The sequence below is a fragment of the uncultured Cellulomonas sp. genome, from assembly GCF_947494015.1.
Lineage (GTDB): Bacteria > Actinomycetota > Actinomycetes > Actinomycetales > Cellulomonadaceae > Pengzhenrongella.
Map to the genome: position 1 here is coordinate 210,409 of NZ_CANLTL010000006.1, position 26,110 is coordinate 236,518.

General features: G+C 75.0%; 25 protein-coding genes. 17 read left to right on the forward strand and 8 right to left on the reverse strand.

Annotated elements, in window-relative coordinates; all coding sequences use genetic code 11:
• Window positions 1-156 precede the first annotated feature (156 nt).
• From rpsF to rplI, 4 genes are all read left to right on the forward strand, one after another.
• A complete protein-coding gene (gene rpsF, locus Q0840_RS09090) occupies window positions 157-444 on the forward strand; it encodes a 30S ribosomal protein S6 (protein ID WP_298458977.1) in 288 nt (95 codons plus the stop codon).
• A 61-nt stretch (window positions 445-505) separates the two neighbouring features.
• Complete coding sequence (locus Q0840_RS09095; RefSeq protein ID WP_298458979.1) at window positions 506-1,024, forward strand: single-stranded DNA-binding protein; 519 nt, start codon at window positions 506-508, stop codon at window positions 1,022-1,024.
• 85 nt (window positions 1,025-1,109) lie between these two features.
• Window positions 1,110-1,346, forward strand: coding sequence for a 30S ribosomal protein S18 (rpsR, locus tag Q0840_RS09100; RefSeq protein WP_146898683.1), 237 nt, complete (start codon window positions 1,110-1,112; stop codon window positions 1,344-1,346).
• A gap of 15 nt (window positions 1,347-1,361) precedes the next feature.
• On the forward strand, window positions 1,362-1,811 hold the full coding sequence (gene rplI, locus Q0840_RS09105) for a 50S ribosomal protein L9 (protein WP_298458982.1): 450 nt from the start codon (window positions 1,362-1,364) through the stop codon (window positions 1,809-1,811).
• Window positions 1,812-1,982: 171 nt separating this feature from the next.
• On the opposite strand, the gene Q0840_RS09110 is transcribed toward rplI, so the two are convergent.
• Window positions 1,983-3,326, reverse strand: a complete 1,344-nt coding sequence (locus Q0840_RS09110) for an MATE family efflux transporter (protein WP_298458984.1) — start codon at window positions 3,324-3,326, stop codon at window positions 1,983-1,985.
• Between the two features lie 289 nt (window positions 3,327-3,615).
• Between Q0840_RS09110 and dnaB the strand changes: the two genes are divergently transcribed.
• Together dnaB and Q0840_RS09120 are read left to right on the forward strand one after the other, a co-directional pair.
• Window positions 3,616-4,986, forward strand: coding sequence for a replicative DNA helicase (gene dnaB / locus Q0840_RS09115; RefSeq protein ID WP_298458986.1), 1,371 nt, complete (start codon window positions 3,616-3,618; stop codon window positions 4,984-4,986).
• Window positions 4,987-5,210: 224 nt separating this feature from the next.
• Window positions 5,211-6,803 carry a diguanylate cyclase gene (locus tag Q0840_RS09120; protein WP_298458987.1) on the forward strand — a complete coding sequence of 531 codons (1,593 nt, stop codon included), beginning with the start codon at window positions 5,211-5,213 and terminating at the stop codon, window positions 6,801-6,803.
• Between the two features lie 27 nt (window positions 6,804-6,830).
• Here the strand turns inward: Q0840_RS09120 and Q0840_RS09125 are convergent, their stop codons facing one another.
• Window positions 6,831-7,061 (reverse strand): hypothetical protein, encoded by a 231-nt coding sequence (locus Q0840_RS09125; protein ID WP_298458988.1) that lies wholly within the window; start codon window positions 7,059-7,061, stop codon window positions 6,831-6,833.
• Window positions 7,062-7,266: 205 nt separating this feature from the next.
• On the opposite strand from Q0840_RS09125, the gene Q0840_RS09130 reads away from it, so the two are divergent.
• Both Q0840_RS09130 and Q0840_RS09135 read left to right on the forward strand, forming a co-directional pair.
• On the forward strand, window positions 7,267-9,213 hold the full coding sequence (locus Q0840_RS09130) for a penicillin-binding transpeptidase domain-containing protein (RefSeq protein ID WP_298458990.1): 1,947 nt from the start codon (window positions 7,267-7,269) through the stop codon (window positions 9,211-9,213).
• Between the two features lie 20 nt (window positions 9,214-9,233).
• Window positions 9,234-9,830, forward strand: coding sequence for a 1-acyl-sn-glycerol-3-phosphate acyltransferase (locus Q0840_RS09135; protein ID WP_298458991.1), 597 nt, complete (start codon window positions 9,234-9,236; stop codon window positions 9,828-9,830).
• Between the two features lie 494 nt (window positions 9,831-10,324).
• On the opposite strand, the gene Q0840_RS09140 is transcribed toward Q0840_RS09135, so the two are convergent.
• From Q0840_RS09140 to Q0840_RS09150, 3 genes are all read right to left on the reverse strand, one after another.
• Complete coding sequence (locus Q0840_RS09140) at window positions 10,325-11,809, reverse strand: GDSL-type esterase/lipase family protein (RefSeq protein ID WP_298458993.1); 1,485 nt, start codon at window positions 11,807-11,809, stop codon at window positions 10,325-10,327.
• 229 nt (window positions 11,810-12,038) lie between these two features.
• Window positions 12,039-12,272, reverse strand: coding sequence for a DUF6480 family protein (locus Q0840_RS09145; RefSeq protein ID WP_298458995.1), 234 nt, complete (start codon window positions 12,270-12,272; stop codon window positions 12,039-12,041).
• An 84-nt stretch (window positions 12,273-12,356) separates the two neighbouring features.
• On the reverse strand, window positions 12,357-13,661 hold the full coding sequence (locus tag Q0840_RS09150; RefSeq protein WP_298458997.1) for a D-arabinono-1,4-lactone oxidase: 1,305 nt from the start codon (window positions 13,659-13,661) through the stop codon (window positions 12,357-12,359).
• Between the two features lie 126 nt (window positions 13,662-13,787).
• Between Q0840_RS09150 and Q0840_RS09155 the strand changes: the two genes are divergently transcribed.
• Window positions 13,788-15,386 (forward strand): NAD(P)/FAD-dependent oxidoreductase, encoded by a 1,599-nt coding sequence (locus tag Q0840_RS09155; RefSeq protein ID WP_298458999.1) that lies wholly within the window; start codon window positions 13,788-13,790, stop codon window positions 15,384-15,386.
• 21 nt (window positions 15,387-15,407) lie between these two features.
• Here the strand turns inward: Q0840_RS09155 and Q0840_RS09160 are convergent, their stop codons facing one another.
• On the reverse strand, window positions 15,408-15,803 hold the full coding sequence (locus Q0840_RS09160) for an ATP-binding protein (protein ID WP_298459001.1): 396 nt from the start codon (window positions 15,801-15,803) through the stop codon (window positions 15,408-15,410).
• A gap of 86 nt (window positions 15,804-15,889) precedes the next feature.
• The gene (locus Q0840_RS09165) at window positions 15,890-16,240 is read right to left on the reverse strand and encodes an STAS domain-containing protein (protein ID WP_298459003.1); all 351 of its coding nucleotides are present in this window, start codon (window positions 16,238-16,240) and stop codon (window positions 15,890-15,892) included.
• A gap of 347 nt (window positions 16,241-16,587) precedes the next feature.
• Here Q0840_RS09165 and Q0840_RS09170 point away from each other — a divergent pair, with 347 nt between their 5' ends.
• The 5 genes from Q0840_RS09170 (at window position 16,588) to Q0840_RS09190 (ending at window position 22,368) form a co-directional block, all read left to right on the forward strand.
• Complete coding sequence (locus Q0840_RS09170; protein ID WP_298459005.1) at window positions 16,588-17,397, forward strand: GAF and ANTAR domain-containing protein; 810 nt, start codon at window positions 16,588-16,590, stop codon at window positions 17,395-17,397.
• Window positions 17,398-17,586: 189 nt separating this feature from the next.
• A complete protein-coding gene (locus Q0840_RS09175) occupies window positions 17,587-18,624 on the forward strand; it encodes a hypothetical protein (protein WP_298459007.1) in 1,038 nt (345 codons plus the stop codon).
• Between the two features lie 92 nt (window positions 18,625-18,716).
• The gene (locus Q0840_RS09180) at window positions 18,717-20,279 is read left to right on the forward strand and encodes a hypothetical protein (protein ID WP_298459009.1); all 1,563 of its coding nucleotides are present in this window, start codon (window positions 18,717-18,719) and stop codon (window positions 20,277-20,279) included.
• Between the two features lie 146 nt (window positions 20,280-20,425).
• Entirely contained in the window at window positions 20,426-21,085 is a 660-nt protein-coding gene (locus tag Q0840_RS09185; RefSeq protein WP_298459090.1) for an ABC transporter ATP-binding protein, read from the forward strand.
• 2 nt (window positions 21,086-21,087) lie between these two features.
• Complete coding sequence (locus Q0840_RS09190) at window positions 21,088-22,368, forward strand: ABC transporter permease (protein ID WP_367183094.1); 1,281 nt, start codon at window positions 21,088-21,090, stop codon at window positions 22,366-22,368.
• 256 nt (window positions 22,369-22,624) lie between these two features.
• On the opposite strand, the gene Q0840_RS09195 is transcribed toward Q0840_RS09190, so the two are convergent.
• Entirely contained in the window at window positions 22,625-23,677 is a 1,053-nt protein-coding gene (locus Q0840_RS09195; protein WP_298459011.1) for an SDR family oxidoreductase, read from the reverse strand.
• A 213-nt stretch (window positions 23,678-23,890) separates the two neighbouring features.
• Between Q0840_RS09195 and Q0840_RS09200 the strand changes: the two genes are divergently transcribed.
• The 3 genes from Q0840_RS09200 to Q0840_RS09210 all read left to right on the forward strand — a co-directional run bounded on the left by Q0840_RS09200 (window position 23,891) and on the right by Q0840_RS09210 (window position 25,997).
• A complete protein-coding gene (locus Q0840_RS09200) occupies window positions 23,891-24,394 on the forward strand; it encodes a GNAT family N-acetyltransferase (RefSeq protein ID WP_298459013.1) in 504 nt (167 codons plus the stop codon).
• A 185-nt stretch (window positions 24,395-24,579) separates the two neighbouring features.
• Window positions 24,580-25,176, forward strand: coding sequence for an ECF RNA polymerase sigma factor SigK (gene sigK, locus Q0840_RS09205; RefSeq protein ID WP_298459015.1), 597 nt, complete (start codon window positions 24,580-24,582; stop codon window positions 25,174-25,176).
• A complete protein-coding gene (locus Q0840_RS09210; RefSeq protein WP_298459017.1) occupies window positions 25,173-25,997 on the forward strand; it encodes an anti-sigma factor in 825 nt (274 codons plus the stop codon). Before sigK ends, Q0840_RS09210 begins: the two co-directional genes overlap by 4 nt.
• The last annotated feature ends 113 nt before the right edge of the window (window positions 25,998-26,110 follow it).

Genomic DNA, 26,110 nt, shown 5'->3' on the forward strand with positions numbered 1-26,110 from the left:
GGTCCTGCGGCGGCCCGGGAGCCGGTATCGTGGTCGGTTGCTGTGCCCGCACCCGCCCCGTCGCCATCGACGTGGGCCGCGGGCTCCGCGACGCAACATGCCCTCCTGCCACGGAGAGACCGTGGCCGCACAAGTCCACAGGAGGTGGGTCACCGCATGCGTCAGTACGAGATCATGATCATCCTCGACCCCGAGATCGAGGAGCGCACCGTCGCCCCCTCGCTCGACAAGTACCTGTCCGTCGTGAAGAGCGACGGCGGGACGGTCGACAAGGTCGACATCTGGGGTCGTCGCCGTCTGGCCTACGACATCCAGAAGAAGTCCGAGGGCATCTACGCGGTCGTCGACTTCCACGCGACGCCGGCCACCGCCAAGGAGCTCGACCGCCAGCTGGGCCTGAACGAGGCTGTGCTGCGGACGAAGGTCCTGCGCACCGACGCCTGAGGCGTCGCCGGCCCGTCCACGACCAGACCCCTCTCGTCCACGCCCACCCTGAGGAGCACGCATGGCTGGTGAGACCGTCATCACGGTGATCGGAAACCTGACCGGGGACCCGGAGCTGCGCTTCACCCCGTCGGGTGCTGCCGTCGCCAACTTCACCGTGGCCTCCACGCCGCGCACGTTCGACCGCCAGGCGAACGAGTTCAAGGACGGCGACACGCTGTTCATGCGCTGCTCGATCTGGCGTGAGGCGGCCGAGAACGTGGCCGAGTCGCTCACGAAGGGGATGCGCGTCATCGTCACCGGCCGGCTGGTCCAGCGGTCCTACGAGACGCGCGAGGGCGAGAAGCGCACCGTGGTCGAGCTCCAGGTCGACGAGGTCGGTCCCTCGCTGCGCTACGCCAGCGCCAAGGTCACGCGCACCCAGCGCAGTGGCGGCGGCGGTGGCGGTGGCGGCTACAGCGGGGGCGGCGGCTTCGGCGGCGGCTCGTCCTCCGGTGGCGGCGGCCAGGCCGACGACCCGTGGGCCACGCCGGCCTCCGGTGGCTCGTCGGGTGGCTACTCCGACGAGCCCCCCTTCTGATCCGGCCTCGCCGGATCCTTCATCACCCATCCCGGGGCACGGCAACGCCCCGGGCTCCAAAGACTTCACACCAAGGAGCACCGCGATGGCCAAGGCCGTTGTTCGCAAGCCCAAGAAGAAGCAGAACCCGCTGAAGGCGGCGAAGATCGACGTCGTCGACTACAAGGACACCGCGCTGCTGCGCAAGTTCGTGTCCGACCGCGGCAAGATCCGCGCCCGCCGCGTCACCGGCGTGTCCGTGCAGGAGCAGCGCGCGATCGCGCGCGCCGTCAAGAACGCGCGCGAGGTGGCACTCCTGCCGTACTCGTCGTCGGCTCGCTGAGAAGGAGGAGGACCCATGGCAAAGCTCATCCTGACCCACGAGGTCACCGGTCTCGGTGCCCCCGGTGACGTCGTCGAGGTGAAGGACGGGTACGCCCGTAACTTCCTCGTCCCGCGTGGCCTGGCCACCGCGTGGTCCAAGGGCGCCGAGAAGCAGGTCAGCTCGATCCGCAAGGCCCGCAAGGCCCGGGAGATCGAGACCCTGGACGAGGCGAAGGCGATCCGCGACGCGCTGCAGTCCAAGCCCGTCGTCGTGCGCGCCAAGTCCGGCGAGGCCGGCCGCCTGTTCGGTGCGGTCACCACGACCGAGATCGCCGAGGCCGTCACGGCCGCCGGTGCGCCCGCGGTCGACAAGCGCAAGGTCGAGGTCGGCCAGCCGATCAAGGCCCTGGGCGACTACACGGTGCAGGTCCGCCTGCACCCCGAGGTGACGGCCAAGATCGACGTCAAGGTCGTCGCGCTCTGACGTGCCCTGACTGATCCGTGTCGCGCGCCCGCAGGCTGGGCACTGGCGCAGGTGGAGGACCCGGCCCCGTGGGGCCGGGTCCTTCGCCGTTCCCGCCGGCCGACTGCCCCGGACACTGCGCCCGCCCGCGGCCCGCCCCTCTCGCGGGACAGGTCGCGTGACGAGCTCCGGTCAGGCCCCGACGACCATCCAGCGGGACCCGCGGGCCCGCAGACCGGTGACGACGGCGCGCGCCGCCATGAACACCCCCGCGAAGGCCGCCCACAGCCACGCCAGGCCGGCGGCGCCACCCGTCGCCCAGGTGGCCACGGCCCACGCGACCGGCACGTAGGCGGCGAGCGTCAGCATCCCGGCGCCCGCGAGGTAGCGGCCGTCGCCGGCTCCGATGAGCACGCCGTCGAGCACGAAGACCCAGCCGGCGACCGGCAGGCAGACGGCCGCGACGAGCAGGCCCGCGGTGACCGCGGAGCGCACCTGGGGGTCGGGGCTGAAGGCGGCGGGCAGCACGCCGGCGACCGTCGCGACCGCCACACCGAGGACGACCCCGGCGCCGGTCCCCCACTGCAGCGTGCGGCGCAGCACCGCACGGGTGCGGTCCACGTCGCCGGCGCCCAGCGCGTGCCCGACCAGTGCCTGGGCCGCGATGGCCAGGGCGTCCAGCGCGAAGGCGGTCAGCGCCCAGACCGCGTTGACCACCTGGTGGCCGGCCAGGGCGACCGGACCGAGCCCGGTCGCCACGACGACGGTGAGCAGGATCGCCGCGCGCAGCGACAGGGTCCGCGCCAGCAGCGGTGCCCCGGCCCGGATGTTGGACCGGATGCCGGCGACCGCCGGGCGCAGCGGTGCACCGGCTCGCCGGGCGCCGCGGACCACGACGGCCGTGAGCGCGCCCGCCATGGACAGCTGCGCGAGGGAGGTGCCGAGCCCCGACCCGGCGATGCCCATCCCGGCGCCCAGCACCAGGGTGACGCTCAGCGCGGCGTTCAGCACGGCACCACCGGCGGCCACCCACAGCGGCGTGCGCGTGTCCTGCAGCCCGCGCAGGGCCCCCGTGGACGCCAGCACCACGAGCATCCCCGGCAGTCCCGGGGCCGACCAGCGCAGGTACGCGACGGCGTGCCGGGCGACGTCGCCGTCGGCGCCGAGGACCGTCACCAGCCAGGGGGCGGCGAGCCCGACGCCCGCTCCGAGCACGACCCCGAGCCCGGCCGCGAGCCAGAGCCCGTCGACGCCGAGCGTCATCGCACCGCGCAGGTCCCCCGCACCCAGGCGGCGGGCCACCGCGGCCGTCGTCGCGTAGGCGAGGAAGACGCACAGCCCGACCACGGTGAGCAGGACGGTCGAGGCCAGCGCGAGCCCGGCCAGCGGGGCGGTCCCCAGGCGGCCCACGACCGCAGAGTCGACCAGCACGAACAGCGGCTCGGCCACCAGCGCGCCCAGCGCCGGCAGCGCGAGCGCGACGACCTGCCGGTCCAGGGCGCGGTCGCGGCGTCCACGCCTTGGATCCCGCGCCACACTTTCTCCCGTCCACAGCGTGTGACCGGTGTCGGGGCCGATCACGGGCGCGGCCGCGCACCGCCGGCCACCTTATCCACAGCGCTGTCCACGTCCTGTGCACAGTGGCCGGGCGGGGCGTCCACACCCTGTCCCCAGGACGGTCAACAGGGTCGTTTGGACGCGTCGGAACCAGCCCATACCCTCGCTCCGGCGCGGGGGGCAGGGCGTTCGTCGCGGGGGGCCGACCCCGGTGTGGGTGCCCACCGGTAGAACACGGGTACGGCCCGACGCGAAGACTGGGAGTGGCATGTCGATCGACGAGCTCGAGCAGGGCCTGCGGCCCAGCGGCGGCGCCGGCGGCTTCGACCGCACCCCGCCGCAGGACGTCGCCGCGGAGCAGAGCGTGCTCGGCGGGATGATGATCTCCAAGGACGCGATCGCCGACGTCGTCGAGCAGCTGCGTGGCACCGACTTCTACCGGCCGGCGCACGAGGTCGTCTACGACGCGATCCTCGACCTGTACGGGCGCGGCGAGCCCGCCGACGCCGTGACGGTCTCCGCCGAGCTGGTCAAGCGCGGCGAGATGGGCCGGGTCGGCGGCGCGCCGTACCTGCACACCCTCATCTCGATGGTGCCGACCGCGGCCAACGCGGGGTACTACGCGCGGATCGTGCGTGAGCGGGCCGTGCTGCGCCGGCTCGTCGAGGCGGGCACCCGCATCGTCCAGCTCGGGTACGCGACCGACGGCGGCGACGTCGACGACATCGTGAACAACGCCCAGGCCGAGGTGTACGCCGTCACCGAGCGACGCACCGCGGAGGACTACCTGCGTCTGGGCGAGGTGATCGGCGGCACCGTCGACGAGATCGAGGCGGCGGGCAACCGCGGCGAGGGCATGATCGGCGTGCCGACGGGCTTCGCCGACCTCGACCGGCTGACCAACGGCCTGCACCCCGGGCAGATGATCGTGCTGGCGGCGCGGCCGGCCATCGGCAAGTCCACCCTGGGACTGGACATCGCCCGCTCGGCGTCGATCAAGAACGGTCAGACCAGCGTGGTGTTCTCGCTGGAGATGAGCCGCAACGAGATCACGATGCGACTGCTGTCCGCCGAGGCCCGCATCCACCTGCAGAAGATGCGCAACGGGACCATGGGCGAGGACGACTGGCAGAAGCTGGCCGGGACCATGGGCAAGATCTCCGAGGCGCCGCTGTTCATCGACGACTCGCCCAACATGTCGCTCATGGAGATCCGCGCCAAGTGCCGGCGCCTGAAGCAGAAGCACGACCTGAAGCTCGTCGTCATCGACTACCTGCAGCTGATGAGCTCGGGCAAGCGGGTGGAGTCACGCCAGCAGGAGGTCTCCGAGTTCTCCCGGGCGCTGAAGCTGCTCGCCAAGGAGCTGGAGGTCCCGGTGATCGCGATCAGCCAGCTGAACCGTGGCCCGGAGCAGCGCACCGACAAGCGGCCGGCCATGAGCGACCTGCGTGAGTCCGGCTCGATCGAGCAGGACGCCGACATGGTCATCCTGCTGCACCGCGAGGACGCCTACGAGCGCGAGTCGCCGCGCGCCGGTGAGGCCGACCTCATCGTGGCCAAGCACAGAAACGGACCCACCGACGTGATCACGGTCGCGTTCCAGGGGCACTACTCGCGCTTCGTCGACATGGCAGGCTGACGGCCGGCTGCGCCGATCCAGGGACACCGCACGGACGCGTCGCGGGGAAGCCTCCCGAGCAGCGGGGCGGTGCCGATCACGAAGGAGCCGGTGGATGCCGGCATGGACGACCAGGGCCGGGGCGCCGGCGAGCACGCCCGCCTCGGGCGAGACCGCTCCCGCCAGCGCTGTCCGGGCCGCCCGCACGGCGGCCGGATGTGGGGCCCCTGGCAGAGGGAGCGATCATGACCGGCAGCGGACCGGGCACGGACCTCGTCGCGACGGGCGAGTTCGGCCCGTACGACGACCTGGCGGCGACCGCGCACGGCTTGTACCTCGACGGCGTCTCCCGACGGGCCGTCGAGGTGGCCCGGCAGTGGCTGACCGTGACGCAGGCGGCCGGCGACCTCATCACGTCCCGGTACCTGCGCTACATCACAGCCATCGCCCTGCAGGACTACGGCGAGCACGCGGAGGCGGTCGCCGAGGCGAGCACGCTCGTCGAGGAGCTCGGCGACGCGTCGGAGCCGGTGTGGCGCGCCAAGGCGCTGTCCGTCGTGGCGGAGTCGGCGATCCGGATCGGGGAGCACGGCCGCGCCGTCGCGGCCCTCGCCGAGGCCGACTCGCACGTACGGTCCATCCCGGCGGGGACGTACGGCCACCTGTCGGCGAGCGTGGGGGTCGCTCTGTCCATGCGCTCGCTGAACCTCCTCGAGCAGGCTGAGGTGCTGCTCGCGGCCGTCCGGGACGCCGGCTCACCGGAGACGAACCTCCTGGTGACCCTCGAGTCGGCCATCCTGCGGGCGTACTGGGGGACCGCGCTGGTCATCATCGGCCGCGACCGGGAGGCGGCCGCGCACTTCGTGGTGGCCGCGCAGCGAGCGCTGCGCGCACGCCGGATGGCGCAGCGCATCGGCAGCTCCGGGATGGCGGCACGGGCGGAGGTGATCGAGGCGTTCGCCGGGCTGCACCTCGGCCTGCAGGGGCTCTCCGCTGCCCGGGCGCGGGCCGCGGCTGAGCGGTTCACGTTCCGGATCGAGCTGGTCGAGACCTACCTGCTCCACCTCGTCCTCGGCCATGCGGCGGTCGCGGACGGCCGCCTGGACGAGGCCGCCGAGCGGCTCGGCCTCGTCCAGCGCAGCGCCACGTCGGTCAGCCGCGAGGTGTGGTCGGTGGCCGCCACGGGAGCGCTGGCCGACCTGCACATCGTGCGCGACGGCCCGCACGAGGGCATGGACCTGTGGCGCTCGGTGGCCCAGGCGGCGCTCGAGCGGGGGTGGACCGAGCGCGAGGGCCGGTTCGCCGCGCTGCAGGCCCACAACCGCCTGCGGGAGCTGACCGCGCACACCGACCGGATGGGGCGCGCCGTCGTCCAGGACCCGCTCACAGGGCTGGGCAACCGTCGCATGCTGGCGGAGGCGGCCGAGGCCGCGGAGGCCGCGCGCCAGCCGTCGTCGGTCATCTTCATCGACGTGGACGAGTTCAAGGCCGTGAACGACACCTACACGCACGCCGTCGGTGACGCCGTGCTGCGCGAGCTCGCCACCATCATGCGGCTCGTGTCACGGGAGGAGGACATGCTGATCCGGTTCGGCGGGGACGAGTTCCTCATCCTGTCGACCGGTGACCTCGACGGCGCCGCCGCCCTCGCCCACCGGGTGCACGGCGCGGTCCGTGCGCACGGGTGGGACCGGCTGGCACCCGGGCTGGTCGTCACGGTGTCGGTGGGCGTCGGGCGGGTCGCGGAGACCGGGCACGCGTCGCTGCTCGCGGCGGACGGCGCGCTGATCGCCGCCAAGCGGGCCGGCCGCGACCGGGTCGTGGTCGACGACCGCTGACTCGGCCGGACGCGGTGCGCGGCGTCGTCAGGCCTGCGACCCTCGCGGCTGCGGCGCGCGGAAGTCCGGCGCCCGGTCGCCGGCGCCCGGGTCCGGACCGTCGGGGGGCAGCGGGGCACCGTCCTCGACCGCGAGCTCGTAGGCCGTCGTCTCCTCCAGCGGCACCTCGGCGTGGGTGTCGGGGTCGACGGTGTGCCGGGGCACCTCGTGCTCGGCCACGCTGCCCTGCGCGGCGCGCTCCTGCGACGGCTCGGTCATGCCAGGTCCTCTCGTCGGCGGGCCTCCATCGTCCGGCGGCGCCCGGCGTCCCGCACGGCGAGGGACGCGCACGTCGATCGCGTGGTCGACCCGCCGCACGCCCACCGGCCCGGTCGTGGCGTGCCGGTGTGCCACCGCCCGCCCGGACAGGGCACGCTGGGGCACCCGCGCCCGTCGGCGCGCCGATCGAGGGGGCACTTCCACCATGACGTCGTCGCGACCCCGCACCGCAGGGGCCCGGCCGGTGCTGACCGGCCTGCTGCTGACCACGCTGACCGTCGGCACGCTCACCGCCTGCACGCCGGACCGGCCCGACCCGGACGCCGCCGCGGAGGCCTTCGCGCAGGGCCTGGAGACGCTCGACCTGACCGGGGTGCCGCTCGAGGGCGCCACGCCGGCGGAGGCGACCGAGCAGCTGACCTCCGCCGTCGAGGGCCTGGACCCGTGGCGGCCGCAGGTGGACGTGGCGAGCGTCGACGTCGACGAGGAGGACGACACCGCCGCCACCGCGCAGCTCGAGGTCACCTGGGACGTCGACGCGGGCGACACGGACTGGACGTACACCACGCCGGTGCCGCTGGCCTACGTCGACCCAGAGGACGGCGAGGCGCAGTGGCGCGTGCGGTGGGCCCCGAGCCTGATCGCCCCCGGCATGGTCACGGGCGAGCAGCTCGCGGTCGACCGGGTACCGGCCGCGCGGGGGACCGTGCTGGGCGCCGGGGGCACCGTGCTCGTCAGCGACCGCCCGGTGCTGCGGCTCGGGGTCGACAAGACACGCGTCGACGCGGCCGGCCAGGAGGCCGCCGCCCGGGCGCTGGCCGCACTGACCGGCCTCGACCCGGACGACTACGTGGCCCGCGTCGCGGCCGCAGGCGAGAAGGCCTTCGTCGAGGCCATCGTCGTGCGCGAGACCGACCCCGGCGACATCGACGTGACCGCCGCCCGCGCGGTGCCGGGCGTCATCGCGCTGCCGGACACGCTGCCGCTGGCGCCGACCCGACGCTTCGCCCGACCGCTGCTCGGCACCGTCGGTGAGGCGACCGCCGAGATCGTCGAGGCCTCCCAGGGCGCCGTCGTCGCCGGTGACCTGGCCGGCCTGTCGGGCCTCCAGCAGCAGTACGACGCGCGGCTGCGCGGCCTGCCCGGCCTGACGATCCACTCGACCGGCGCCGAGAGCGGCGGCACCCGGGATCTGTTCCGGAGCGAGCCGGTGCCCGGCGAGCCGTTGCAGACCACTCTGGACCCGTCGCTGCAGGACCTCGCCGAGGCCACCCTGGCGGACGTCGGCCCGGCGAGCGCGATCGTCGCGGTGCGCCCCTCGACCGGGGAGGTGCTGGCCGCCGCCAGCGGTCCGGGCAGCCAGGGCTACTCCACCGCGACGCTCGGGCAGTACGCGCCGGGCTCGACGTTCAAGGTCGCGACCTCGCTCGGCCTGCTGAGGGCCGGGCTGACTCCGGACAGCGCCGTCTCGTGCCCGGCGACCATCACGGCCGACGGCCGGACCTTCGAGAACTACCCCGGCTACCCGGCTGCCGCGCTCGGCGACATCACGCTCCTCACCGCGATCGCGAACTCGTGCAACACGGCGATGATCGGTGCGCGCGACACGGTCCCGCAGGGCGCGCTCGCCGACGCCGCCTCCTCGCTCGGGCTCGGCCAGAGCGACGACGTCGGCTTCCCCGCGTTCCTCGGGTCCGTCCCGGCCGACGCGCAGGGCACGGACCACGCCGCCTCGATGATCGGCCAGGGCCGCGTGCAGGCGTCCCCGCTCGCGATGGCGGTCGTCGCCGCATCGGTCGCCGGTGGGCGTCCCGTGACGCCGGTGCTCGTGGTCACCGACGAGCACCCGCTCGGCACCGACGCGGCGGCCGCGACCCCGCTCACCGCGGCCGAGGCCGAGTCCCTGCGAGTGCTGATGCGGGCCGTGGTGACGGAAGGATCGGGGGACTTCCTCGCCGACCTGCCCGGCGAACCGGTGGGTGCCAAGAGCGGGACGGCGCAGTTCGGTACCGACGACCCGCCACGCAACCACGCCTGGATGATCGCGACCCAGGGCGATCTCGCCGTCGCGGTCTTCGTCGAGGAGGGCGACTTCGGCTCGACGACGGCCGGGCCGCTGCTCAAGGCGTTCCTGCGCGGTGCCGCGGCGTAGGGTCGCCGCGTGATGACGCGATGATCCGGCGTGCGCTGGCCCGCGGCTACTGGGCCGCCAGCCGCTGGACGCACCGGTCGGAGCCGCTGCCGCCTGAGGGCGTCGGGCTGCTCATCGGGGCGCCCCACACCTCCAACTGGGACTTCGTCCTCATGCTCGCCATCACCTGGCGGCTCGGCATCGAGTCGAAGTTCCTCGGCAAGCTCGCGCTGTTCCGCGGGCCGCTCGGGCCGCTGATGCGCGCGCTCGGCGGCATCCCGGTCGACCGGCGCAACCCGGCCGGGCTGGTCGACGACGTCGTGGCCAGGGTGCGCGGGGGCGAGCGGTTCTTCCTCGTGGTCACCCCCGAGGGCACGCGCAGCCGGGCCGAGCACTGGAAGTCCGGCTTCTACCGGATCGCCCTGGACACCGGCCTGCCCGTCACGCTGGGCTACGTCGACCGGCGGACGATGACGACGGGGCTCGGGCCCACCATCCGGCTGACCGGTGACGTGCGGGCCGACATGGACGTGATCCGCGCGTTCTACGCCGACAAGGCCGGCCTGCGGCCGGAGAACCGGACCGAGCCGCGGCTGCGCGACGAGCCGTCGTCGTCGGCGGGGCTGCCGCCGCTGTGAACGCGTGGACCGTGTGAGGCGTGGCCGGTGAGTGCCTGGCTGCGAGGTGTGGCCCGGTGGCCGGTGGCCGGTGACTCGTCGCCGCGGCGGGCTCGACCTGCGTCGGTCGGCGTCGCCCGACATGCTGGGCGGCACGGGACGAGGACGACCGCTGGGCGGGTGAGGCAGGTGACGTGGTCAGGCGGGTGACGCGGGCGGCGGTGGCCGCCTCGAGCCGGTGGACCGACCCCGACGGGGTGCGGATGCCGGCGGGGGAGGTCCATGCCTGGGAGCAGGGCACCAACCAGACGGTGTGCGGCCTGCCGCTGAGCCGGTCGCAGCTGCAGCGCTTCCCGCACGTTGACTGGTCCGACGTCCGACCCGCCACGGGGCGGCACGCCGACGAGGTCGGGCGGGTGTGCCCCCGGTGCGCGGCCGGCATGGGGGCACGCCGTGACGAGCGCCCGTGGGCGCGCCGGAACCCCCGACCGTGAGGGGCTCCGGCGCGTCGTCGGTCACGCCGGGGAGAGCCCGTCGAAGCGGTGCAGGAAGGCGGCCATCGCCTGACGGCTGATGGCCACGGTCGGCCGGAAGGTGCCGTCGTCGTAGCCCTCGGCGACACCCGTCGCCGCGAGCCACGCGATCGCGTCGGTGAACTGGCTGTCCGCCGGGACGTCGGGGAACGTCGCCGTCGCGTCGACGGCCGGCTCGCCGGCCAGGCGGTAGAGGAACGCGCCCATCGCCTGCCGGCTCACGGGCCGGGTCGGGCCGAACAGGTCGCCCTCGTACCCTTTCGCCAGGTCGTTCGCGGCCATCCACTCGATCGCCACGAAGAACGGGTTGTCGGGGCCGACGTCCGAGAACGTCTGCTGACCGGGCTCGGGGGTGTACTCCTCGCCCGCGTAGCGGTACATGAACGCGGCCATGGCCTGCCGCGACATGGCGCTCGCGGGGTAGAAGTACAGCTCGTCACCGACCGGCGTCCCGGTCGACAGACCCGACTCGGCGAGCCAGCGGATGTCGGCGTAGAAGGGCTGCCCCTCCACCACGTCGACGAACTGGGGGGCCGGGACGGCGGAGGCCAGGGCGAGCGCGATGGCCTGCTGGCCGGCCACGTTCGGGTGGAAGCTCGCGACCGGGTCGCTCGGCGTCAGGGTGTTGATCCAGGACTGCGCGGGGTCGGTCTCGCAGGACGAGTGCCCGGCGAAGGGCTCGACCAGGTCGACGTAGACCGCGCCGACCGCCTGGGCGGCGGCGGCGATGGCGGCGTTCAGCTGCAGCGTCGCCGCGTTGATGACGCCCTGCGCCTCGGGGGCGATGGCGCTGCAGGCCGCCGACGGCGCCCCGGCCGGGAACAGCAGCGGGTAGCCGGCGACCATCACCAGGGCGTCCGGGGCCTGGGCCTGCACGGTGGCGTACACCTGCTGCAGCGGCGAGGCGCCACCGGGTGCGGCCGTCGTCAGGGCCTGCAGGGCGCCGGCGGACGCGGTCAGCGCCGCCGAGCAGGTGGGCAGGCCGGGGACCGGGACGACCGTGTTGCACGCCGCCGCGACCGTGCTGAAGCCGGCGTCGTTGCCGCCGATGCTCAAGGTGACCAGGCCGGTCTGCGGACCCAGGGCGGTGAGCTGCGACGGCTCGCCCTTGAGGCCGCTGGCCAGGGTGAGGGTCGTGGCGCCGCTGCACGCGGCGTTGACGTACTGCGTGCCGCTCGCCGCGGCGACGAGCTGGCCGAAGATCGCGTGCCCGCCGATCGCCGAGCGGTGGCAGCCGTCGGCACCGCTGTCGCCGAAGACGTCGATCGTCCAGGGCTGCTCCCCCGGCGCGGGCGCACCTTCCCCGGAGGCGTAGGAGTCGCCGAGGGTGACGACGGGGACGCCGTCCGGCGGCAGGCCGGGCGGTGCCTCCGCCGCGGCGGCGGGCAGGCTGAGGGTGGCCGCCAGCACCGCAGCACCGAGCACCGAGGCGCTGCGGCGCATGCGCCTGACCATGACTGTGAGCATCGTGACGTCCTTGCCGTCGAGGGGAGAGCGACCGCCGAAGGCGCGGGCGCCCACCGCGCATTCTGGTGGCCACGGCCCGGCCTCCGGGCGCTTTCGCGATGGCGGTGCCACGGACGGCGGACCCCCGCGCGCGGTGGCCCGACGTGCGACGGCCCGGCACCTCAGGGGTTGCCGGGCCGTCGTCGTGCAGGTCGGGCGCCGCCGACGGCGCCCTCGGTGGCGGGGTCGGTCAGTCGCCGATCCCCACGGCGTAGCCGACGAGCATGACCACGACCAGCGCGACGACCACGAGGATCCCCACGTACACCAGCTTGTTCGTCTTCTCCGACGGCAGGTCGGGCTGCCGGTAGGCGTTGCCCGAGGTGCTCGCCTCGATCGGCGGGGTGTCCCCGGGGTCGACGCTGTTGCCGTGCTGCATGCCCGGGGTGTTCTCCGGGTCCGGGTCGGTCGGTCTGGCGGTCATGGGCTCACGCTAAGCCCGCGTCGACGGGCCCGCCACGCGGGCCGGCTCACCGCCCGACACCCGGGTCCGGGGCGGCCCGGCCGGTCAGAGCACCGGCAGGTACCGGTCGAGGAAGTCGTTGCGGAACTTGCCGTCCGGGTCCATCTCCGCGGCCAGCCGGCGGAAGTCGTCCGCGCGCGGGTACTGCGCGCGCACCTCGGCCGGGTCGGTGCCGAAGACCTTGCCCCAGTGCGGGCGCGGTGCGAACGGCGCCAGGACCCGCTCGAGGTCGGGCAGCAGGGCGGCGACGCCGTCGGGGTCCTTGTGGAAGGTGAAGTGGATCGCGACCGAGTCCCGCGCGTAGCTCGGGCTGAGCCACAGGTCGTCGGCCGCGACCGTGCGGATCTCCGACACGTGCAGGACCGGGGCGATGCGCTCGCGGAGCGTCGCCACGGCCGCCAGTGCCGGCGCCCCGTGCTCGGCTGGCACCAGGTACTCGGTCTGGATCTCGTCACCGCTGCTGGGGGTGAACTCCATCCGGAAGTGGGGCAGCCGCTCGTGGAACGGACCCGGGCGACCGCCCTGCTCGGTGCAGTTCTCCGGCGGCATGCTCGGCAGCGGGTGCAGCGGGCCGTCGGCGAGCCGGGCGCCGTGCCAGGTGGTCGGGAAGGGCGCGTCGGCGTCGTCGGGCAGGCCGTCGGGCTCCTCTCCCGGCGACCCACCCACGCGCTGCTTGACCCACACCTGCTCGACGTCGGTCGACCGCCAGCGGGTGAACAGGCTCAGGCTGTACGCGCTGCGCAGCACCTCCTCGAGCCGTCCGGAGGTCAGCTGGTCCGCCGGCAGGTCGCGGTACACGACCTGCCGGACGTCGAAGGTCGGCACGAGGTCGAGGGTCAGCGCGACGACGACGCCGAGCGCGCCGAGCGCGACCACCGCGCCCGGGAACCGGTCCGGGTCCGCGTCCCGCGACAGCGTGACGAGCTCGCCGTCGGCGGTCACCAGCTGCACCGCGCGGACCGACGAGGCGAGGTTCGCGTTGCGCACACCGGACCCGTGGGTGCCGGTCGAGCAGGCGCCGCCCACGCTGATGTGCGGCAGCGAGCCCATGTTGGCCAGTGCGAAGCCGTGCTCGTGCACCGCCTGCGCCACGGCGCCGTACCGCACCCCGGCGGCGACGGTGACGGTCGAGGTCCCCGGGTCGACGTCGACCACGGGCGGCAGGCCGGTGACCGAGACGAGGTCGTGCGTGGTGTCGGCGACGTGGCTGAAGGAGTGAGCCGTGCCCAGGGCCCGGATCCGTGGCGTCGCCGCGACCAGGTCCTGCAGCTCGTCGACCGAGGCGGGCTGGTGGACCTGGCGGGCGGCGAAGGTGACGGTGCCGGACCAGTTGGTGCCGTGCGCGGGCATGGTGTCCTCTCGAGTGCGGGTGGTCAGGTCTACCAGGCCGGGGTGCCGTCCGGCCGGTTGCCCCGGCCGGGACGCGGTGCGAGCGTGGGATCGGATCGGGCCGATCGGGCGACGGAGAGGAACGGCGTGAGCACTCACACCGTGGACGCGGTGGTCGTCGGAGCCGGCCCCAACGGGCTGGTGGCCGCCAACGCGCTCGTCGACGCGGGCTGGGAGGTGCTCGTCCTCGAGGAGCAGGACCACGTCGGGGGCGCCGTCCGCACCGCCGAGGTCACCGCGCCCGGCTTCCACAACGACCTGTTCAGCGCCTTCTACCCGTTGGCGGCCGCGTCCCCGATCATCCGTGGCCTGGGTCTGGAGGAGCACGGGCTGACCTGGCTGCGGGCCCCTGACGTCCTGGCGCACGCGCTGGACGACGGCCGCGCCGCCGTCCTGCACCACGACGCCACGCGGACCGCGGCGGGGCTCGACGAGTTCGCCGCCGGGGACGGCGAGGCGTGGCTGCGCATGGTGCACGCGTGGGACCGCATCCGCGACCCGCTGCTGGACGCGCTGTTCACCCCGTTCCCGCCGGTGACGTCCGGGCTGCGGCTGCTGGCCCGGTCCGGCGTGGCGGGGTCCCTGGACCTGGCCCGGCTCGCGGTGCTGCCGGTGCGGCGCCTCGGGGACGAGCACTTCCGCGGGGACGGCGGACCGCTGCTGCTGACCGGCAACGCGATGCACTCCGACGTCCCGCCGGACGCCGCCGGCAGCGGGATCTTCGGGTGGCTGCTCGCGATGCTGGGGCAGGACGTCGGCTTCCCGGTGCCGCAGGGCGGCGCCGGTCGGCTCGCCGGTGCGCTCGCGGCCCGCGTCGTCGCCGGCGGCGGCGACATCGAGACCGGCGCGCGGGTGGACTCGGTCGTGGTCAGCGGTGGGCGCGCGATCGGGGTGCGCACCCGGGACGGCCGGCGGGTCCGTGCGCGGCACGCCGTGCTCGCCGACGTCACCGCCCCGGCGCTCTACCGCGACCTGGTGGGCCTCGAGCACCTGCCTGCCAAGGTCCGCCGGGACCTGGACCGCTTCCAGTGGGACCACCCGACGTTCAAGGTGAACTGGGCCGTGGACCGTCCGATCCCGTGGACGGCTCCCGGTGCCCGCGGCGCCGGCACCGTGCACCTGGGCGTCGACAGCGACGGCTTCGTGGACATGGCCGCCGACCTGTCGGTGGGCCGGGTGCCCGAGCGCCCGTTCCTGCTCTTCGGCCAGATGACGACGTCCGACCCGTCCCGCTCCCCGGCCGGCACCGAGTCGGCGTGGGCGTACACCCACGTGCCGCACGGCGTCGTCTGGACCGACGCGGACGTCGCGGCGCATGTCGAGCGGATCGAGGCGGCGGTCGAGCGGGTCGCGCCGGGCTTCCGCGACGCCGTCCTGGCGCGCAGCGTGCAGTCCCCGGCCGACCTCGAGGCGGCCAACGCGAACCTGCACGGGGGCGCCGTCAACGGCGGCACCTCCGCCATCCACCAGCAGCTGTTCTTCCGGCCCACGCCGGGTCTGGGTCGGCCCGAGACGCCGGTGGCCGGCCTGTACCTCGCGAGCGCGTCGGCGCACCCGGGCGGCGGCGTCCACGGGGCCTGCGGGTGGAACGCGGCCCGGGCCGCGCTGGGTGCGTCCGGGCGGACCGGCGCCGTCCGTCGGCTGCTCACCCGGACGGTGTGGGAGCGGGCGCTCGGGGCGGGGTGACCGCTGCCCGGCGCTGGTTCCCTAGGCCCTCGCGATCCGCGGCCCGTCCGTGGCCAGGTCCACCTGGAACCAGACCGTCTTGCCCCCGCCGCCGTCGGCCTCGACCCCCCAGGCGGCTGCGAACGTGTCGATCAGCTTCATGCCGCGACCACCGGTCGCCTCGGGCGGAGCATCGATCACCACCGGGACCCGGGGGCTGTCGTCGCGGACCGCGATGCGCACGGCCCCGTCGGCGTACCGGGCGTCGACGTCGATGGAGCCGGACGGCGGCCCGTACTTGACCGCATTGGTCACCAGCTCGCTCGCGAGCAGCACGACCAGCCGTTCGGCGGCCGGGGTCGCACCGTGGGCCCGTACCGACTCCGCCGCCCACAGCCGGGCGGCGCGCACGGAGGCGAGGTCGGGCGGGAAGAACATGGGAGTCCTTCCTGGCTGCCTCGGCCCGGGCCCGGGTCGAGGATCCACCATCCCGCACATCGGAGCAGCCCGCAGGGGGAGCAGGGCTAGCCGCCGTCCAGCAGGTCGTCGAGGCCGCAGATGCGCGCCACCTCGGCGAAGAGGCGGTCGTACCCGTGGACGCGCAGCCCGCCACCGCGGGCGCACAGGCGGCGGTGCAGGTCACGCAGGCAGTCGAATCCCGCGAGGTCGACGAACGTCAGCCCCGCGACATCCAGGCGCAGGTCGAGGTGGCCCTGGGCGACCTGCTCCTCCACGACGCCGCCGACGGCGGGACCGGTCGCGGCGTCGAGCTCGCCGCCGAGGTGGATCGTGCTGACCGGGTCGGCGGTCACGGAGAAGGTCAGCGTCGGCTCGCCCGAGTCGTCGACGGGGATGGTGTGCTGCTGGCTCGTCACGGGGTCGGTCCTCCGCCCGGACCCACCGACGACGTCCGTTCGCGGCGCTGAGGGGTCACCGGACCCGCCGACGGACGCCGACGGGTCTGGCTGCTTCCCAACCACCGACGAGCGTAGCGCCGGCCCCCCTCGGGATCGAGGGTGTCGGCGCGGCGGACCCGGTGCTGCCCCGGGTCGGCGGCTTCCGCGGACCCCGTCGGGGCTACCCTGGGGTCAGCCGCGGGCCACCCGCGCGGTGCTGTCAGCACCGCCGTTCACGGTCTTTCGACCAAGCCGTGCCCCGCTCGAGCCGGCCCCGTCCGCGGTCGTCGCCACTCGTGCCGTCGGGCACCGGAAGCCGTGCACCCATGGACGGTCGTCGACCCGACCCGGTCGTCGCCGAGTCCCCGGACGACGTCCCCGCGTCCCCGGACGGTGGACCAGCCGCCGGCGCCGACCCCGCCGTGCTGCGGCCCGGCGCGATGGAGCTGCTCCAGCTCGTCATGAGCACGCCCGGCGTCGAGGCCTACCTCGACGAGGTCGCCGCGATGGCGCAGGGCGTGAGCCCGGCCATCGCCGGCGTCGGGGTGACGTTGCGGCGCCACGGGCAGGTGCTCAGCGTCGCGACCAGCAACGCGCTGGCGGGGAGCGTCGACGAGGTGCAGTACGGCATGGACACCGGGCCGTGCCTGGAGACCCTCCGCACCGGCCACGTCGTCCACGTCCCGGAGGTCACCGAGGAGTCACGGTGGGGCGGCTACCCCGACCATGCGTTGAGCCGCGGGGTGCGCAGCAGCCTGTCCCTCCCGCTGCGCGTGGGCGGGACCACGGTCGGCGCGCTGAACGTCTACGCCGTCCAGCCACGGAGCTTCACCGCCGAGCTGGCCGAGCAGCTGTCGACCTTCGCCGCCCAGGCGCAGGTCGCCCTCGCGCTCGCCCTGCGCAGCACCGAGCAGAGTGACGCCGTCGAGCAGCTGCACGCCGCGATGCAGTCGCGCAGCGTCATCGACCAGGCACTGGGCATCCTCATGGCCCGCCAGCAGTGCACGGCCGACGAGGCGTTCGCGGTGCTGCGTGCCGGCAGCCAGTCCCGCAACCGCAAGATCGCCGACATCGCGGCCGAGATCATCACGGCGACCACCGGGCACGCCCCGAGGCCGGGACGGTTCGAGCTCTGACGGTCGCCGCGACCACGCCACGACCGCGTCCGCGTCCGCGTCCGGCGACGGTCCGGTCGCGATATCGCGAAAACGGGTCATCGGCGACTTGACTGGCGTTACGGTGCGCGGGTGACAGGCCGAGGGCGGCTGCGCGGTGCCGCCGCCACCCTGGCGCGCCCGGTCCGCACCACCCGAGAGGCACCGACCATGAAGCGACGCACACCGAGGGTGGCTGCCGCACTGGCGGTCCTGATGCTGACGCTCGCCGGCTGCGGGTCCGGCGGCGCCGACGCGCCCGGTGACGGGGACGACGGTGCCGCACCCGAGGTCGAGCTCGGGCCGCTCGAGGAGTACTTCCAGCAGGCCTACGGGGAGTACGACGAGGACCAGGCGAACCGCGACATGCTGCGGCTGGAGGAGGCCATCGCCGCGTGCATGGCCGAGCAGGGCTTCGACTACACCCCGATGGACGTCGCCTCGCAGGCCGGGACGTCCATGTCCTCCGACGACCTCGACGTGGAGTGGGGCACCCGGGAGTTCGCCGAGCAGTACGGCTACGGCATCACCACGAACCCGTTCGGCGACCTGGAGGAGGCCGCCCCGCAGGAGGAGTTCGTCGACCCGAACGCCGACTACGTCGAGGCGATGTCCGAGTCTGAGCGTGAGGCCTTCTACGTGGCGCTGAGCGGTGACCAGGTGATGCCCGAGGGTGACGAGGAGTTCGTCTACGACTGGGAGCAGAGCGGCTGCCAGGGCAGGGCCCAGCACGAGGTGTACGAGGGCGGCCAGAGCGACCCGGCCATCGCCTCGCTGGAGGAGGAGATGAACAGCGTGTGGCAGCGGACCCAGGAGGACCCCCGGGTCGCCGAGGCCACCACCACCTGGGTGAGCTGCATGGGGGACGCCGGCATCACCGGGCTGACCAGCGTGGAGGAGGCCTCGATGCGGATCTCCGACAAGTCCAACGCCGTCTTCGAGGAGGTCTACAACGCGGCGCCCACCACCGAGGACCAGGTGCCGTCGGAGGAGGACATGGCCGCCCTCGAGGCCGAGGTGCAGGAGCGCATCGGGGAGCTCACCGACGAGGAGATCGCCACCGCGGTGGCCGACGCCGAGTGCCGCGAGGAGATCGGGTACGACGACACGATGCGCGAGGTGGGCGTCGAGCTGCAGCAGGAGTTCGTCGACACGCACCGCGAGGAGCTCGACGCCTGGGTCGAGGCGGTCACGGCTGCGCGGTCCTGACCGCACCCGACGCCCGGGCCGGCGCGCCCCGCGCGGCCCGGCCGCAGCGCGCCACGCCGCGCGGCAGGAGGAGAACGGACACCATGTCAGCGATGTCGCGGTCCACCCGCACCATCTGGGCCATGGCGGCGGTCGCCGTGGTCAGTCTCGGGGCGGGCCTGGGCCTGAGCCGGATGATCGTGTCGCCGGCGGAGGCGGCCGCGCAGGCCGCACCCCCCGTGGCCGGCGCGATCACGGTGCCCGTCGAGCGCCGAGTCCTGGCCACGGACGTCGTCATGCGCGGCGACGTCGTCTACGAGGACCCGGTCGACGTCGTGCTGGAGACCGGTGACCTCGGTGGGCCCGCCGTGGTGACCGGCGGCGTCCCCGAGGCCGGCGCCACGGTCGACGCCGGCGCCGTGGTGCTGGAGATCACCGGGCGTCCGGTGATCGCGCTCCCCGGGGCCCTGCCGGTGTACCGCACCCTGCGCCCGGGGGTGTCCGGACCCGACGTCGTCCAGCTCAAGGAGGCGCTGGTCGCGCTGGGGATCGACCCGGGCGACCCGGCCGACCCCGTCTACGACGCCCCGACGGCGAGTGCCGTGGAGGCGCTCTACGCCCGCTCCGGGTACCCGGCCCCGACTCCCGGCGAGGAGGTCGAGGCCGGTCTCCGGGCGGCGACCGAGGCCCTCGACGCGGCCGACGACGGCGTGCGGCTGGCCCGTGCCGATCTCGCGACGGCGTCCCGCGGCGAGGACACCCACGCACGCCGGGTGGCCCTGCAGGCCGCGGTGAACACGGCCGTGGCGATCCTCGACGAGACGCGCGCGGCGTGCGACGCGGACCCGGCCGTGTGCCGCGGGTCCGACCTGACCGCGGCGGAGGGTGCCGTGGCGACCGCGGTCGCCGAGCGCGACGCGGGCCAGCAGGCACCGGACACCTCGATGCAGCGTGCCGCGGTGACCGCGGCGGAGAAGGCGCTCGAGCGTGCCCGCGCCGATCTCGCCGACGCCCGCGCGGACGCGGTGACGCCGCTGCCCGCGAGCGAGGTGGTCTACCTCGCGTCGATGCCGCGCCGGGTCGACTCGGTGGCGGTCACCCGGGGAGCGACCGTCTCGGGCAGCGCGGCGATGAGCGTGTCCGGCGCGACCCTGCAGGTGCGCGGCTCGATCTCCGACACCGACGCCGCGCTGCTGGAGGTGGGTGCCCCCGCGACGATCACGCTGCCCGACGACAGCGAGATCCCCGGGACGGTCTCGTCGGTCGGCGGCGAGGACCCCGCCGGGCAGGACACCCAGGCCGCGGCGGGCCGGACTCCCGTGGTCATCACCCCGGGCGAGCTCACCGAGGAGCAGCGCACCGTGATGCAGGGGTCCAACGTCCGGGTGACCATCCCGGTGAGCTCGACGGGTGGCGAGGTGCTGGCCGTCCCGCTGGCCGCGCTGACGGCCGGGCCCGGCGGCGAGGCCCGCGTCGAGGTGCTCGACGGCGACGTGTCCTCGCTCGTGGAGGTCACCACCGGGCTGGCGGCGGACGGCTTCGTGGAGGTGGAGCCGGTGGACGGCGCGCTGTCCCCGGACGACCGGGTGGTGGTGGGCCAGGCCGGCGAGGTGCCCGCCGGTGACGCGGACGACGCCGGGTCGCCGGACGAGGAGACCGGCGGGTCGGACGGGTGAGACGCTCGGACGTCGACCCGGGCCGCGCCGACCCGCACCGCGCCGACCCGCACCGCGCCGACCCGGACGGCGCCGCCCCGCCCGGCGCCGACCCGCACCCGGCGCCGGACGCCCCGGGGGGTGCCTGCGCACCACCGGTACCGGTCATCGAGCTGCGCGGCGTGGCGCGCAGCTTCCCGGGGGACCCGCCGGTCCAGGCGCTGCGGCACGCGGACCTGGTGGTCCGACCCGGTGAGTACGTCTCCGTCGTCGGGCCGTCCGGGTCGGGCAAGTCGACCCTGCTGCACCTGCTCGGGCTGCTCGACCGCCCCACCTCGGGTGAGTACCTGCTCGACGGGCTCGCCACCCGCGAGCTGACCGAGCGGGACCGGTCGGCGCTGCGCGGCGGGCGGATCGGCTTCGTGTTCCAGTCGTTCCACCTGCTGCCGCACCGGACCGTGCTGGACAACGTGCTGCTGGCGACCCTGTACAGCGGCGTGCCGCGCACCGAGCGGCGCGACCGTGCGCACGCGGCGCTGGAGCGCGTCGGCATGAGCCACCGGCTCGACTTCCTGCCACCGGTCCTGTCCGGCGGGGAGCGCCAGCGGGTCGCCGTCGCGCGCGCCGTCATCGCGTCGCCGCACGTGCTGCTGGCCGACGAGCCGACCGGCAACCTGGACTCGGTGACGTCCGGCGGCGTCCTGGACCTGTTCGACGAGCTGCACGCACAGGGCCTCACCCTCGTCGTGATCACGCACGACGCGACGGTGTCGGCGCGCGCGCCGCGCTGCGTGCGGATCACCGACGGCGTCCTGCAGGAGGTGTGACGGTGCTGCCCGCACGTGCCGGACGCCGGGCCCGACCCGGCGTCGTCGTCCCTCGTGGCGCGCCGCTGGACCGGTTCGGGCTGCGCGACCTGCTCGCGGAGGCGGCGCACGGCATCGGGTCCCGCCCGGCGCGGCTGCTGCTCACCATCGTCGGCACGGTGCTGGGGATCGGCTCGCTGGTGGTCACGGTCGGTCTGGCGCAGACGGCGGCGGGCCAGGTCGCCCGTCAGTTCGACGCCGTCGCGGCCACCCAGGTCGTCGTCGAGCCGGCGACCGCGAGGAGCGGAGACTCGCAGCGGACCGTCGGACGCATCCCCTGGGACGTCGAGGACCGCCTCGACCGGCTGGCCGGCGTCGAGCAGGTCGGCGCGGTCAGCACCGTGGACATCGGCGCCGCGACCGTCTCCGCCGTGCCGGTCAACGACCCGTCCGCGCCGGCGCTCACGCCACCGCCGGTGCTGGCCACCACCCCGGGCCTCCTCGACGCCGTTCGCGGCACCATCGCGACCGGTCGCTCCTTCGACGCCGGGCACGACGCCCGCGCGGACCGCGTGGTGGTCCTCGGGGTGCGCGCGGCGCAGCGGCTCGGCGTCTTCCGGGTCGACCGGCAGCCGTCCATCTTCATCGGGGAGCGGCCGTACACCGTGATCGGCATCCTCGGCGACGTCCAGCGCCGCTCCGACCTGCTCGACTCGGTGCTGCTCCCGGTCGGGACGGCGCGCGCGGACTTCGCCCTGGCCGGGCTCGAGCAGGCGCAGGTGACGATCGCCGTCGGCGCCGGTGCGGTGGTGGGCGAGCAGGCCCCGATCGCGCTGGACCCCGCGACGCCGGAGGCGGTCGACGTGCAGGTCCCGCCGCCCCCGTCGGCGGTCCGGCGGGACGTGCAGGCCGACATCAACGCCATCTTCCTGGCCCTCGGGGCGGTCGCGCTGCTGGTCGGGGGGCTGGGTATCGCCAACGTGACGCTGCTGTCCGTCCGCGAGCGGGTCGGCGAGATCGGCCTGCGGCGCGCGCTGGGTGCCACGACGCGCGACGTGGCCCAGCAGTTCCTCGTGGAGTCGGTGGTGATCGGCCTGCTCGGCGGGCTGGTCGGCGCGGCGATCGGCGTCCTGGTGGTCGTGGCGGTGTCGCTCGCCAAGGAGTGGACGCCGATCCTCGACGAGGCCGCCGTCGTCGGCTCCGCGCTGCTCGGCGGCGTGATCGGGCTCGCCGCGGGCACCTACCCCGCGGTCAAGGCGGCGCGGATCGAGCCGATCGCCGCACTGCGGGGAACCGCGACCTGAAGGCCCCGGCGCGTCCCACCGCGGCCGGGCCGGGGTCGGGGCCCGTCGCGCTCCGGCACCTCACCCGGACGTGGTGCAGCGGGGCGGTGTCCGGACGGCCCGTGACTGTAGTCTTCGAAGCTATGACGGACCTGGTGGTCTTCGGGACCCTGGCGCTGGCCGGCCTCGCCGCCGAGCTGCAGATCTGGCGCGAGGGACGGCGTGGCGCGTCCGGGGTGGCACGAGGCCCGGCCGGATGACGTCGAGGTGGTCGCTGCTACGACCGGCCGGCGTCCTCGGTGGACGAGCGCAGCGCGGCGCCTGCCACCACGGCGGCCAGCGCAGCCACGCCCGCCCCGCCGACGGCGACCCCGCGCATCCAGTGCCGTCCCCACTTGCCGTGCGTGGCCTCACCCGCCGGCACCGGCGCGAACACGTTGCCGGTGTGGTCCTGCGGGGACGGCGTCATCGACAGACCGGCGCGGGACATGGCCGGGGCGACGAGCACGTCGTACACCGCCGGCATGAACCTGAACCCGGCCGTCCACACGTGGTTGGCCAGGCCGACCGACGTCTCGCGGCGCGGGTGGTCGAGCACCCGGACGATCGCGCGGGCGAGCTTCTCCGGCGGGTCGACCGGGATCGGCGGGCGCCCCTCGCGGCGCGCGTAGCTGGCCGCCTGGGCGTAGATCGGCGTGTCCACCCCGCCCGGGGTGACCAGCGAGACGTGGACGCCGCGGACGTAGCGCACCTCGGCCTGGAGCGTGCGGGCCAGCCCGTGCAGCCCCCACTTGCTCGTCACGTACGAGCTCATGAACGGCGTCGCGATCTTGCCGAGCAGCGAGCCCACCAGGACCAGGTGTCCTCCGCCGGCGTCCTTGAAGGTCTGCAGCGCGAGCCGGGCGACGTTGGCCGCACCGAGCAGGTTGGTCGTCACGACCTGGTCGTAGACCTCCGCGGGGACCTGCTCGAAGGTGCCGTACGCGACGACCGCGGGCGAGTGGACCACGGCGTCGATCCGCCCGTGCCGCTCGAGGGTGACCCGGAAGAGGTGCTCGACCGAGGAGCGCAGGCTGACGTCCGTGGGGACCACGGACACGCGGCGTGCGGCGTCGCCCGTCGGGCCCGTCGAGCGGCGGCCTGACCGGCCGGCCGACCGGCCCTGCGCGGCGGCCCGGCACTCGCGCTCGACGTCGGCCAGCGCGTCCGCGGAGCGCGACGCCAGGACGAGCGTGTCGCCCCGCCGGGCGAGCGTGACGGCGGTGGCCCGTCCGATGCCGCTCGATGCTCCGAGGACCACCACGACCCTGCCGGTGCTGCGTCGACTCATGCCGGATCCTCCTGAAGACCTTGGGGTGCCGCCCGGGCGGATCGGCGCCGGGCCGCGCGCGTCGATGCTCGCACCCGGGTGCCGCGCCCGCGACCGGGTGCACCGACCACGGACCGCCGGTCCGACGGACCCGCCGGTCGGCGATCCGCCGGTCGGGCCTGCCGTGCACCGGACGCGGCGCCGGACGCGGGTCCGCACGCCCTCGGTGAACCGGTGCACCTGCGTGACGCCGTCCCGTCCGATGCGGACCTGCTCGCCGAGCTGCTGCTCGAGGCCTACAACTGGACCGGGCAGCAGCGCATGGGCCACGCGGCGATGCTGGCCGACCCGCACGCCCGCCGGTACCTCGACGGCTGGATGCGTCCGAGGGACCTCGGGGTGGTCGCGGTCGACGGTGCCGCGGGCTCCGTGGACCAGCCGGCGCTGGGCGCGGCCTGGTTGCGCACCACCACCCGGGACAGGCCCGGCTACGGCTACGTGGCCGACGACGTCCCCGAGCTCAGCATGGCGGTGCGTGCAGGTCGGCGGGGAGCCGGCCTGGGCGGCGCGCTGCTCGCGGCGCTGCTCGACCGCGCCCGCGCGTCGGGCACCCGTGCGGTGAGCCTGAGCGTCGAGGACGGCAACGACCGGGCACGGGCCCTGTACGAGCGGCACGGGTTCGGCGTGGTGGGGCGCACCGGCGGCTCGGACACGATGCTGCTCGTGCTGGCGCGATGACGTCGTCCGGCGGTTGACGGCCCGCGCATCTCACCCTCTCCCGGACCCGTCCGTGCCGTGCGGCGGTCCGAACCACGCTCGACCCGCCCCATCGACCCCCCGAGCCCCCCATGACCCTGCTCCTGCCCGCCGTGCCGGACGCCGTGCGGTCCCGCACGCCGTCGGGCTGCGGCAGACTGTCGCCGGTGAGCACATCGCGCGACGGCGCCCTGGACGCGCCCGCCGATGGCGCGCCGCCGACCACCGACGTGCTGCTGGCCCGCGCTGCCGAGGGTGACCAGCACGCGTTCGCGCAGGTGTACGACGCGCTGTCGCCCGCGGTGTTCGGCACGTGCCTGTCGGTGCTGCGCGACCGCGACCACGCGGCCGAGGTGACCCAGGAGGTCATGGTCGAGCTGTGGCGGACGGCGGCGCGGTTCGAGGCCGAGCGGGGGTCGGCGCGCACCTGGGCGCTGACGCTCGCGCACCGGCGGGCCGTGGACCGGGTCCGCTCGGTGCAGTCCCAGCGCAACCGCGACCAGCGCGCCCTCGACGAGCAGGGCGAGCGCCCGTTCGACGTGGTGGCCGAGGAGGTCGAGGACGCCCTGGACCGCGAGCGCGTGCGGCACTGCCTCGACGGGCTCACGCCGACCCAGCACGAGGCCGTCGTCCTGGCGTACTACGGCGGGCGGACCTACCGCGAGGTCGCCGATGAGCTCGCCGCGCCGCTGGCCACCGTCAAGTCCCGCATCCGGGACGGCCTGCTGCGCCTGCGCGACTGCCTCGGGGTGATGGTGGCATGAGCGCCGACGACACGGCCGGCACCCACGGCACCGACGGCACTGACGTGCACGACCTGATCGCCGCGTACGCGCTGGACGCCGTCGACGACGTCGAGCGCCGCACCGTCGAGCGCCTCGTGGCCCGGGACGCCCGGGCGGCGCAGGAGCTCGCCGAGCTGCGTGCCACGGCGGCCCTGCTGGGCGCCGCGCGGAGCACCCCACCGCCGCCGGCGCTGCGCGGCGACGTCCTGGGGGCGATCGCGCGGACCCCGCAGGCCGCGGCCGCGGCCGGGGTCGTCGGGCCGGGACCGGCCGACGCGGGCCGCGTCGTGACGGGTCGGTCGACGCGGCACGCGGACCGTGCCCCGGCCGGCCCCGCACGCCGACCGGGCCGGACCACCACCTGGCTCGCGGTCGCCGCGACCGCGCTGGCCGCGGCCGCCATCCCCAGCGCGCTCGCGGTGCAGCAGGCGCAGCAGACGCAGCGCGTCGAGGCGCGCGCCCAGGCGGTCACGGACCTGCTCGCCGACCCCGGCTCGGTGGTCGTCCGCTCGCAGGTGGCCGGCGGCGGCACCGCGGTGGGCGTGCTGTCCGACGAGCGCGCGCTGTTCACCGCGACCGGGCTCGCCGAGCCCGCCGAGGGGCGCGAGTACCAGCTCTGGGTGCTGCGCGACGGCGAGGCGCTCTCGCAGGGTGTCGTTCCCGACGACGGCGGGCGCGTCGAGGTGATCTCCGAGGACTACCGGTCCGGCGACGGCCTCGCCGTGACGGTGGAGCCGGCCGGCGGGTCCGAGCAGCCGACCACCGAGCCGGTCGTGGTCCTCCAGCCGGCTCAGGCCTGAGCCGCCCCGAGCCCGAGCACGGCCGCTCACACCAGGAGGCCGGGCCTCGACCTGTGCCGTCCCGACGCGGCGCACCACGGACGACGAGGCCCCCGCTCCGAACCCGGAGCGGG